The 10,764-nt window shown below is 69.2% G+C and carries 9 protein-coding genes; 3 read left to right on the forward strand and 6 right to left on the reverse strand.

The annotated features are described in order from the left end of the window. Positions 1-14: 14 nt before the first annotated feature. Together H6844_02185 and dctP are read left to right on the forward strand one after the other, a co-directional pair. The gene (locus H6844_02185) at positions 15-1,241 is read left to right on the forward strand and encodes an aminotransferase class I/II-fold pyridoxal phosphate-dependent enzyme (GenBank protein ID MCB9928216.1); all 1,227 of its coding nucleotides are present in this window, start codon (positions 15-17) and stop codon (positions 1,239-1,241) included. Between the two features lie 325 nt (positions 1,242-1,566). Beyond that, positions 1,567-2,628, forward strand: a complete 1,062-nt coding sequence (gene dctP, locus H6844_02190; GenBank protein ID MCB9928217.1) for a TRAP transporter substrate-binding protein DctP — start codon at positions 1,567-1,569, stop codon at positions 2,626-2,628. Between the two features lie 295 nt (positions 2,629-2,923). Here the strand turns inward: dctP and H6844_02195 are convergent, their stop codons facing one another. The 3 genes from H6844_02195 to H6844_02205 form a co-directional block, all read right to left on the reverse strand. Then, complete coding sequence (locus H6844_02195; GenBank protein ID MCB9928218.1) at positions 2,924-4,210, reverse strand: TRAP transporter large permease subunit; 1,287 nt, start codon at positions 4,208-4,210, stop codon at positions 2,924-2,926. A 16-nt stretch (positions 4,211-4,226) separates the two neighbouring features. Next, positions 4,227-4,781: a TRAP transporter small permease gene (locus H6844_02200; GenBank protein MCB9928219.1), complete on the reverse strand. Its 555-nt coding sequence runs from the start codon at positions 4,779-4,781 to the stop codon at positions 4,227-4,229. Between the two features lie 112 nt (positions 4,782-4,893). Beyond that, positions 4,894-5,889, reverse strand: coding sequence for an LLM class flavin-dependent oxidoreductase (locus H6844_02205; protein MCB9928220.1), 996 nt, complete (start codon positions 5,887-5,889; stop codon positions 4,894-4,896). Between the two features lie 125 nt (positions 5,890-6,014). On the opposite strand from H6844_02205, the gene H6844_02210 reads away from it, so the two are divergent. Further along, entirely contained in the window at positions 6,015-7,052 is a 1,038-nt protein-coding gene (locus H6844_02210) for a Gfo/Idh/MocA family oxidoreductase (GenBank protein ID MCB9928221.1), read from the forward strand. 31 nt (positions 7,053-7,083) lie between these two features. Here the strand turns inward: H6844_02210 and H6844_02215 are convergent, their stop codons facing one another. Genes H6844_02215 through H6844_02225 form a run of 3 tightly spaced genes read right to left on the reverse strand, consistent with a single transcriptional unit; the run spans position 7,084 to position 10,741 of the window. Beyond that, positions 7,084-8,016 (reverse strand): patatin-like phospholipase family protein, encoded by a 933-nt coding sequence (locus H6844_02215; protein ID MCB9928222.1) that lies wholly within the window; start codon positions 8,014-8,016, stop codon positions 7,084-7,086. Between the two features lie 20 nt (positions 8,017-8,036). Next, positions 8,037-8,783, reverse strand: a complete 747-nt coding sequence (locus tag H6844_02220; GenBank protein MCB9928223.1) for a hypothetical protein — start codon at positions 8,781-8,783, stop codon at positions 8,037-8,039. Next, entirely contained in the window at positions 8,780-10,741 is a 1,962-nt protein-coding gene (locus tag H6844_02225; protein ID MCB9928224.1) for an adenylate/guanylate cyclase domain-containing protein, read from the reverse strand. The genes H6844_02220 and H6844_02225 overlap by 4 nt, the downstream gene beginning before the upstream one ends. Between the last annotated feature and the right edge of the window lie 23 nt (positions 10,742-10,764).

The following is a 10,764-nucleotide window of genomic DNA, read 5'->3' on the forward strand; positions in this document are numbered from 1 at the left end:
AAGGGAGGCCAAGCATGCCTGACGACCGCCTGAAACCGATCCTCGCAGCCCATCTCGCCTCGCTTGAGGAGACGGGCACCCGGAAGGGGGCCGAGCGCGTCATCCGCGGGGTGTTGCCACCGGCCGGCGACCTGGGCCCAAGGTATTTGCTGGAAGGGCAGGGCGACCGGCCTTTTTTGCGGATGAACGCCAATAGCTATCTCGGGTTGTCGAGCGACCCCGCCGTGATCGCAGCGGAGGAACACGCCGTCCGCACATTCGGGGCGGGTCCCGGTGCGGTGCGGTTCATCAGCGGAACCTGGGTGCCGCATCGGGAATTGGAGCGACGGCTCGCGGCCTTTCACGGGCGAGAGGCGGCCATGCTGTTCAGTTCCGCCTATGCGACGGTCATGGGGCTCCTGCCGTCGTTGATCACGCCGGAGACAGCGGTGATCAGCGACGAGCTCAACCACAACTGCATTATCAACGCCATTCGGCTGTCCACGCCGCGTGAGAAGCGGATCTATCGTCACTTGGCGATGGCGGAACTGGAAGAGCAGTTGCAAGCGGCCAGCCAGACCTGCCGGCGAGCGATCATCGTGACGGACGGCATATTCAGCATGCGTGGCGATCACGCGCCGCTCGACCGGATCATGGCGCTTGCCCGCCGGTATGACGAAAAATTCGCCGAAAACGTGCTGGTCGTTGTCGATGACTCGCACGGCATCGGCGCCCTGGGCCGGACGGGCCGCGGTACGGAGGAAGCAACGGCCAGCGGGCCCGCAGACCTGCTGGTGGCGACGCTCGGCAAGGCGTTCGGCGTGAACGGCGGCTATGTCGTCGGCAGCGACACCCTGATCGCCTATCTGCGCGAAACGGCGCCGTTCTATATCTACTCGAACCCGATCACGCCTGCCGAGGCCGCCGCGGCGGCGGCGTCCCTGACCATCCTCGAGAGCCCGCGGGGCCTCGCATTGCTTGAGCATCTGCGGGCGATGACCACCCGCTTTGAACGGGGTTTGCTGAACCTGGGGCACGAAATCATCCCGAGCGCCCACCCGGTGACGCCGCTCCTGGTGCGCGACACGCCGCGAACGCGCCGGATGATCGAGCATTTGTTCGCTGCCGGCATCCTCGCAACCGGGCTGGGCTATCCGGTCGTGCCACGAGGCGATGAGGAGATCCGCTTTCAGATCGCCGCCGACCATACGCCCGCGGACATCGACGCCGCGCTGGATGCCGTGCGGACGTTTGACGGGTGACAGGGGCAGGCGGCTGTCGTGGCCTGAGCACATGCCGCCTGCAAGTCTATCTCACCGCCACCGCCGACAACGACCGCCCTACCCTCACCATCATGGCCAGCGCCTGATCGCGGCAACCCCTCCCGTGTTGGAGCCCGATGTTTGATCGGGTCCGGTTTCCCCCGGGACCGCAGACGAAGCTCGGCCTTTTGCCGCCCCCGGCCGGCAGCGCGGTTGGAGCATTTCGGGCCGGGTGATAAGCTTTCCTCCGGTCGTTGGCGCAAGTGATGTGCAACTACCGCTGCAATCGGGGCACCAGCCCCCATAACAAAAGCAGGAGGAAACGATGGCATTCGATTTTCGGACATGGCGCCTTTTACGCTGGGCCTTGGCTCCCGGCCTGGCTCTCGGCGTCATTTGCGGCGCCAGCGCCCAGGAGTTCACCATCAAGATCGGCCATATCGCCTCCACCACCGACGAGGATCACAAGGGCGCGCTGGTCTTTCAGAACTTCGTCGAATCGCAGACCAACGGTCGGGTGAAGGTGGAGATTTATCCGGGCGGTCAGTTGTGTGGCAATTTCCGCCAGTGCCTGGAAGCGGTGCAGATCGGCGCGATCGAGATCACGGGCTCGACCGTCGGCGGCGCGGCGAACCTGCTGCCCGAGTTGCAGGTGACTGACCTCCCCTACATGTTCCCGAACGACCGCGTCGCCGAAAAGGTCATGCACTCGCCCTTCATGGACAAGGTGCGGGCCGCCATGCTGGCCAAGACCGGCACGCTGCGGCTGATGGGCCTGAACAACACCGGCGGCTGGCGCGATTTCTTCACCACCGGGGCGGTCATTCGCACCCCCGCCGACCTCAAAGGCCTGAAAATCCGGACCATCGAGTCGGAATTGCAGGTGGAGATGGTCAAGCTCTTGAGCGGCAGTCCGACGCCCATTCCCTGGCAGGAATTGTACACCTCGCTCGCGACCAAGGTGGTGGTCGGCACCAAGAACGGCATCACCGACATCGTCAACATGAAGTTCCAGGACTTCCTGCATTACGCCATCCTGGACCACCACGCCTACATGTTCCTGTTCTGGTGGATGAACGACAATGCGCTGAAAAGCTATCCGCCGGAGATCCGGAAAGTGGTGCTGGACGGCTTTCACCACATGACGTCGGTGGCCAGCAACGACCCGAAATACACCCAGCTTGCCGCCTATGAGGCGTTCCGCAAGGCCGGCGGCACGGTCTATGTGCCGACGCCGGAGGAAAAGGCGCAGTTCGTCGAGAAGGTGCAGCCGCTGCGCAAATGGTTCACCGACAAATACGGCCCGGAATGGCTGGACGCACTGGAACAGGCCATCGCCGACGCCCAGAAGGACATCGCAGCCGAAGACGCGCGCATCATGGAATAGCCTCCGTCTTATAGGGCGGATTCTTTTCCGGCTGGCTCACCACCCCATTTTCCCTATCCCCGCGGAAGCGGGGACCCATGCCTGAGAGGCCAAGACACAGTCCGTGTCCTGTGTGAAGCTCTCAGGCATGGGCTCCCGCTTCCGCGGGAGATGGGGCAGGAGAGTGGGGCAACGAGTACCGAACCCACTTTAACCCCCGTCTCGGCGCGCTCGGGCCGGGTCCCCCTGACGGGGCGCCCGGCCTTTTTCGGTGCCCCGTGCCGGCGGCTCGGTCGGGCGGTTCGGGCGGGCGGCTTTAGGCGAAGCCCAACAGCCGCGGCAGCGTCATGGTTAGCGGCGGCAGATAGGTGATGAGGAAGATGACGCCGATTTCCACCAGCAGGAAGGGCAGCATCTCGCGGGCGATCACCTCGATGCTGAGCTTTGTCAGCGACGACGCCACGAACAGGATCAGCCCCATGGGCGGCGTGGCGAGGCCCACCGTCAGGTTCACGCACATGATGATGGCGAAGTGCAGCGGATCGATGCCGAGCCCGACCATGGTCGGCGCCAGGATCGGCCCCAGGATCAGGATGGCCGGGCCCGCGTCCAGGAACATGCCGACGATCAGCAGCAGCACGTTGATCAGGAACAACAGCAGGTAGGGTTCCTCGGTGATTGAGAACAGCAGGCCCGACAGCAGGGCCGGGATCTGGCTCAGCGTCGCCGCCCAGGCAAACGCCGTGGCGGTGCCGACCACCAGCAGGATCGCGCCCGACGACACCGCGGCGCGCAGGAAGATTTGCGGCAGTTCGCGGGGCGCGAGCGTTTTCAGGACGAAGACGCTCAGAATCAGCGCATAGAAGGCGGCAATCGCCGCCGCCTCGGTCGGCGTGAAGACGCCGCCGACAATGCCGCCCAGAATGATAACCGGCGTCAGCAGCGGCAGCGCGGCCTCCCGCCCGGTGCGGGCCATCCGGCCGATCGAGGCGCGCTCGGCCGATTTCGGGTAGTTGCGGCGTTTCGAGATGACGGCGGTCACCGCCATCAGCGCAAACCCCACCAGCAGCCCCGGCACGACGCCGGCGGCGAACAGCCCGGCGACCGAGACATTCATCATGAAGGCATAGACCACCATGATGATGCTGGGCGGGATGATCGGGCCGATCACGCTGGAGGCCGCGGTGACGGCGGCGGCGAATTTGCGGCTGTAGCCGTCCTTCTCCATCGCCGGGATCATGATCGAGCCGACGCCGGACGTGTCCGCCACCGCCGAGCCGCTGATGCCGGCGAACAGCATCGAGGTGACGATGTTCACATGGGCGAGGCCGCCGCGCAGATGGCCGACCAGGGCGTTGGCGAAGGCGACCAGGCTCTGGGTGATGCCGCCGCGGTTCATCAACTCGCCGGCCAGGATGAAGAAGGGGATCGCCATCAGCGGAAACTGGTTGATGCCGGCAAAGGTGCGCTGGACAATCATGCTGAGGAACAGCTCTTTGCCCTGGACGATGAAGCTGACCATCGGCGCGATGCCGAGCCCGAACACGATCGGCACGCCCAGCGCCATCAGGCCGAGGAAGATCCAGAAAAACAGCAGGGTCATGGCCGTCCGCCCCCTTTCAGCCGACCAGGCTCGGATCGCCGGCGCCGTGGCGGTCGGTGCCGCGGGCGGGGTCGATCACGCCTTTCAGCGCGTTGAGCCAGAATTCCAGCGCCACCAGCGCCGTCACCGCGCAGCCGATCGGCATGGCGGCATAAACGTAGGAAATCGACACGTCGATGGTGGAGGCGCGCTGAATCCGGGCGTTTTGGGTCAGGAAGGTCGCCTGGTCGACGAACATGAGCATGAGCGCGATGATCGCGCCGAAAACTCCCACCAACAGCAGGAAATAGAGCCGCCCTTTCAGCGCGTTCGCCAGCGCATCGATGGCGATGTGGGCGCCCAGGCTGAGGCCGACGGGCGCCACGATGAAGGTCATCCAGACCATGACGAACTTCGCGATTTCCTCCGACCAGGGGATGGCGTCGCTCAGGACATAGCGGCAGAAGACGCTGGCGATGATGATGCCGGTCATGACCGCCAACAGCAGGACCGCCGCGGCCTTGCACAACAGCAACAGAAGCCGGTTCAGGCCCCCGACCAATCGTTCCACGAAGCCGATGGCATCAACCATGCCGCACTGGCTCGGGCCTGCGGTCCACCATCCTGGGCATCCTCCGGTCTTGTGGCGGGCTCTGACGGCCTGCCTTGGGGGAATCCATTATGGCGGCGGGTTCGCCGGCCGGTCAATTCAGTCGCGCGGCAACCCGTCCGACCCGCTCCATGGCGGCCAGGACATGGCGCTGCTCCAGGCCCGGCCATTGCACGCGCACCAGGATCTGGTCGATGCCCAGCTCGTCGCGATACCGGGCCATCTGGTCGGCCACCTCCGCTTCGTCGCCGACCAGGAAGCGCTCGGCCATGAAGGTGTCGAAGCGCTCGCGGAAGCCGGCGCTGTTCGCATCCTTCTGGCCCCAGGACGCATAGGCCTCGTACTTGCCGAGCAGCGAGGGCAGGGCGGTGTCCAGTGCCTGTTGCCGCGTGGCGCCGATGACGCATTCCCGGATGACCGGGCGGCGGGCCGGCGGCGGATGGCCCGCCGCGATGCGCGCGGTCTCATAGATGGCCGTGCGCGCGCGGATGCCCTCGAAGGTGGCGCTGGGCGCGATCACCCAGGGATGGCCGAGCCGCCCGGCGCGGCGCACCGCCGGCGGGGCCTCGCCGCCGATCCAGACGGTCGGCCCCTCCGGGCGCACCGGGCGGATGCTGGCGCCGACGCCCGGCACGCAATAGTGCTTGCCCGCGTGCGTGACCACGTCCTCGGACCACAGGCGCTTCATCACGTGCAGGGCTTCCTCGAAGCGTTCGCCCCGGCTTTCCATCGGCGCGCCGAGGCCCTGGAATTCTTCCGGCCGGTAGCCGACGCCCAGGCCCAGAATGTATTTCCCGCCGGCGAGCCAGTCGAGCGAGGCGGCGTATTCCGCCACCAGCACCGGGCTCATCATCGGCAGCAGCACCACGGCAATGCCCAGTTCCAGCCCCGTGGCCTCGCCGGCCAGCCGGGCGATCAGGGGTTCGGCCTGGAGCATCTGCAAGGGTTCGGTCAGGAAATGCTGGCCGACCATGACGGTCTCGAAGCCGTTATCCCTGGCTGCGCGGGCCTGTTCGCAGAGATGGGCGATTTCCGGGCCGATCTCCGCGCCCTTCGGCCATTGGGTGGCCATGTAAAGACCCAGCTTCATGGCGCGCGCCTCCGTTCGCTGTCGACCGGGCCAGCCTGCCATGGCGCGCGCAAGCTGGCCACTGGAACTTGCCGGGACTTGCGGTCAGACTGGCGCTATCGGTTTACGGGAGGAGAGAAGCGACCATGCGGATCGGCCTGATCGGATACGGCGCGTGGGGACGTCAGCACGCCGCCGCCATCGAGCGCCTGCCGGGTCTTGAACTCAGCGCCATTGCGGTGCCGGGCGAGGCGTCGCGCGCTGCCGCGGCGGCGGCCCATCCCGGGGCTACGGTCTATCGCAGCTACCGCGAATTGCTGGCGTGCGCGCCGGTCGACATGGCGGATGTGGTCGTGCCCAACCACCTGCACGGCAAGATCGCCATGGCGGCGCTGGCCGCGGGCAAGCACGTGCTGCTTGAGAAGCCGATGGCCATCAGCCTTGCCGAATGCGACCGGCTGCTGGCCGCCGATGCCAGCTCCGGCCGTCGGATTTCGGTCGGGCACGAGTTGCGCCTGTCCAGCCAGTGGGGCCGGGTCCAGCGCGAGATCGCGGCGGGTCGGATCGGCGAGCCGCGGCATGTCTCGGTCGGCCTGTTCCGCAACCCCTACCGCCCCGGCGCCGACGGCTGGCGCTGCGACCCGGCGCGGGTCGGCTCGTGGAGCCTGGAGGAAACCGTCCATTTCTTCGATCTGGCCCTCTGGTATCTGGACGCCATGGGGGAGGAGGCGACGGTGCAGGCGATGGGCGTTCCGTCCGTCCGCTTCCCCGCGCTGTTCGAGACGCTGTGCGCCCAGATCCGGTTCGCCAACGGTCGCACCGCCACGATCAACCACACCACCGGCGGCTTCGGCCATCATCAATGGGTCGAGGTCATCGGTTCCGAGGGCGCGATCCGCACCGCCTGGCAGGGCCGGATGGATCGCGACGAGACGCCGTCCTGCGACTTCCGCATCCGGCCGTGCGGGTTCGCGGTCGAGCGCGGTCGGCACGAGTTCGAGGAGGTCGCGCTCGCGCCCTCCGGCGAGCTGGTGGAACTGGAACGCCAGCTGGCGCTGACGGCAGAGGCGTTTCGCGAGGGCCGGGCGCTGGTCTCGGCGGCGGAGGCCCGGCGCAGCGTGCAACTCTGCCTCGCCGCGGAGGAGGCGGCCCGAACCAACGCGCCCGTGTCGGTGTCGCGGTGACCTTCCCGCGTGGCGGGGGAGGCTGGCCGATCTATGGCGCCTCCAGCGCCTGGCGCATGCGCGCCTCGGCATGGGCGGCGGCGGCGCGCAGGCGGAGGGCGGACTTTTCGGTCCGTCCCACGGCCGGCTCCGATGCCGCCGGGCCGACCGCCAGGACGTGAGCCCCGTTCAGGCAGATCGCCCGCAACGGTGGCAGCGCGCGGTAGAGGGCGCGGTAGTGCTCGGCCTCGGCCCGCGCGCGTTCGGCCAGTTGCGGGCCATAGAGGCGGTGCAGCCGGCGCGGCAACAATCGCCGCTCGGCCCAGGGCGGGCGGCGCAGGGCCGGTGCGTCCGGGCTGCGGGTCAGGATGACGAGGGCGTGGGTGGCGCCGCGGGCCAGGGCCTCCATCAGGGGCAGGTGGTTCAGGACGCCGCCGTCCAGCAGGCGGCGGCCGTCCAGCGCCACCGGCCCCGCGGCCAGCAGCGGCATTTGCGTGGTGGCGCGCAGGATTTCGAGCGCGCGGCCGGGCGCGCCGAAGCCGGTCAGATAGACGGTTTCGGCGGCGCGGACATCGGTGGCGGTGGCGACCAGTTCCGGCCCGGGCTCGGCGAGGCGCTGCCGGTCGAGCGGCTTCACCGCGGCAAAGACCCGGTCGACGAGAAAGTCGATGTCGACCACGGGCCGGCCCCGCAGCGCCCGCAACGGGTCGATGAAGGCGCGGTTGTTGATGTCCTCATAGAAAATGCGGGTGCCGAAGCGCGCCTGCCCGGCGCGCAGATAGGCGAGCGCGCAGGCGCCGGCGGAGGTGCCGATCATCAGGTCGAAACAGTGGCCGAGCCCGGCCGCCTCGATGGCGGAGACCATGCCGCCAGCGATGACGCCGCGCATGGCGCCGCCCTCGGCGACCAGGGCGATGCGCAGGCCGTCGTCGAAGGGCGGGCCGGACGCACCGCTGTCGCGCCGCCGCCGCAGCGCAGCAGCCACGCCGACGCCCACCGCACCGCTCATCCCTGCGGGGCGGTCAGGGTGTCCAGCAGCAGCAGCGCCTGCCGCCGGCAGCCGACGCTTTCCATCCAGGCGGCCAGCCGTGCCGGCGTGTCGAGGCCCGCGGGCGCCCGGTGCAGTTCCAGTTCGACCGGGCGCGGCGCGATCTCCAGGCGGATGCGATAGCGGGCGCCGTCCCTCGCCGGCAGCGTCGCCGGCCAGTCGATCACCGTCCTGCCCGCATGCCAGACCCGTTCGGCGCTGGCGCCGGACGCCAGGTCGGTGATGGTGAGGCGGTTGTCCCCGTCCATCGTGCCGGGCCGCCAGAGGCGCAGGGGCGCCTCCGGCAGGCCGCACTGGGTGGCGGAGTGGGCGACGGTGATCAGGGCCGGGTCGCGCAATTGCTGGTCCGGCGCGGCGCGGACCGCGCCCAGCCGGGTCTGCTCGGTGTCGCGCGACGCCACCAGCCGGCCGAGATTGGCCATCATGCCGCCGTCGCCGGCCTTGGCCGCGGTCTCGCCGATGGGGCCGTCATAGGGGCCGGCAATGGTGCGGGTCTTGCCCGCGGCGTCGTTGATCATGACCATGCCGCCGGCGGGCACGGCCACCGCGGTCGCGGAATCGACCATCGACCCCGGTTGCAGGCCCGGCACGGTGCTGGAGAGCACGACCACGGGCGCGGCGTGCAGCGCCCCTGCCGTCATCGCCCCCGCCGCCATGACCAGCCCGATTGCAAGCAGCAGTGTCCGCCAAAGCCGCACCGTCATTTCTCCTTCAACTCCATGCGCGCGCCGGTCTCGCCGGCTGCCAGCCTTTGCCGGTGCAATGCTACCACAGGATCGTCGCCGAGACAGGCCAGCAGGGTGTGCGCCCGCGCGGGATCGCAACCCAGGGCCGCATAGGCGGCGCGATAGCGGTCGAGCCAGTCCGGCGCCGCGGCCGCGTTCAGGGTGGCGACGGCGATGGCGTCGCGCTTGCCCTTCAGCACGATGTCGCCGATGGGCTGCACCGGCAGCGGCGCGTCCAGATGCGCTTCCGCCTCGCGGAGGCAGACGCCGCTCACGGCGATGCGAGTGCCGAACGCCTTGTTGGCGCCCTCCAGCCGGGCGGCGGTGTTCATGGCATCGCCCAGCGCGGTGTAGTCGAAGCGCAGCCGGCCGCCGAAATTGCCGACCGTCGCCTCGCCGGAATGGACGCCGATCCGGGTCGTGCCCAGGCGGGCGTCGGTACGCTCGGCCCGGAACCGTTCGGCAAAGGCGTCGATGGCCATGGCACAGCGCACCGCATGGGCGGCGTGGGCCGGGTCGTGACCGGGCACGCCGAACAGGGCGACGACCGCGTCGCCGATATATTTGTCGACCACGCCGCGATGGGCCATGACGATGGCGCTGACCCCGTCCAGATAGTCGTTCAGCAGGCGGCCGAGCGCCTCGGGCGCCATCGCCTCGCTCATGCCGGTGAAGCCCTCAAGGTCGGTGAAGAGGAAGCTCATCTCGCGCCGCTCGCCGCCCAGGCGCAGGCCGGACGGGTCGCGCACCAGCTCTTCCACCAGTTGCGGCGCCAGATAATGGGCGAAGGCCGAGCGGATGAAGCGGCGTTCGCGATGGGCCAGCAGCGCGTCCAGGCCCATGGTGGCGCCAGCGCCGAGCAGCAGCGCCAGCAGGGCCGCTGTCACCGGCAGCACCGCACCGCCGAGGCTCGCGAGGCCGATGGCTCCGGCGAGCCACCCGCCGGCCAGCACGATCAGCGCCGGCAGCTTCAGCAGCCAATGCCAGCGCGCCATTGCCACCAGCGCGGCCAGGACGGCCAGCGCCAGCACGGCGGCCCAGCGCGCCGGCGCCGGCCATTCCGGCACCAGCCGGTTGTCGAGCAGTTGCGCCACCAGATGGGCGTGGATCGCCACGCCGGCGGTGGCGGGGCCGCCCAGCACTGCCGATAGCGGCGTCGCATGTCGGTCCTGTTGCGGCAGGTCCGCACCGACCAGCACGATCCGGTCCTTGAACCAGCCGGCCAGCACCGCCGGGTTTGCGGCCATCAGCGGCAGGATCAGCGCGGGCGTGGTCTGGAATGGCGGCGAGCCGTCGGTGCCGGGCAGGCGCCAGTCGACGGTCCAGGTCTCGCCCGCCCCGTCCGGGCCATCGCGGCCGGCAAGAGCTGCGGCGAGGCTGGGGGTATCGGTGCCGGCCAGCCCGCGGCTGTGGCGGCGGACCATGCCGTCCGGATCGGTGGTCAGGTTGGCGAAGCCGAAGCGGCCGCCGCTCTCCGCCCCGAACGTCCGGAGCCAGGCGGTTTGCGGTGCGGTCATGCCCGACCGGGCATCGGCCCAGGCCAGCACCACCGGCCCCGGAAACGCCTTGATGGCGGCGGCGAGGCGCGCGTCCTTTGCCGGCTCGGTCGGCTGGTCCAGCAGGATGTCGAGGCCGACGGCCCGGGCGCCCGCCGCGCCCAGCAACCTCACCACATCGGCCAGCAGCCCGCGGTCCACCGGCGAGCGATAGGGCAGGCGGGCCATGGTCGCCTCGTCGACGGCGACGATGGACAGGCGCGAATCCTGCCCGGCCGCGGGGCTGGCCATGGCGATCCGGATGCGGTCGGCAATGCCGGTCTCCAGCCCGTGCAGTGGGCCGACCCAGCGCACGGCCGCAAGCGCCAGCGCCGCCGCGACCGCGGCAATCGCCAGCAATCCGCCCGCCCGCCGGGCGGTTTTTCGCGAGGGAGAGACCAAACCAGACCCTTTGCGCAACACCG

The sequence above is a fragment of the Alphaproteobacteria bacterium genome (assembly GCA_020638555.1).
Classification (GTDB): Bacteria; Pseudomonadota; Alphaproteobacteria; order Bin95; family Bin95; genus JACKII01.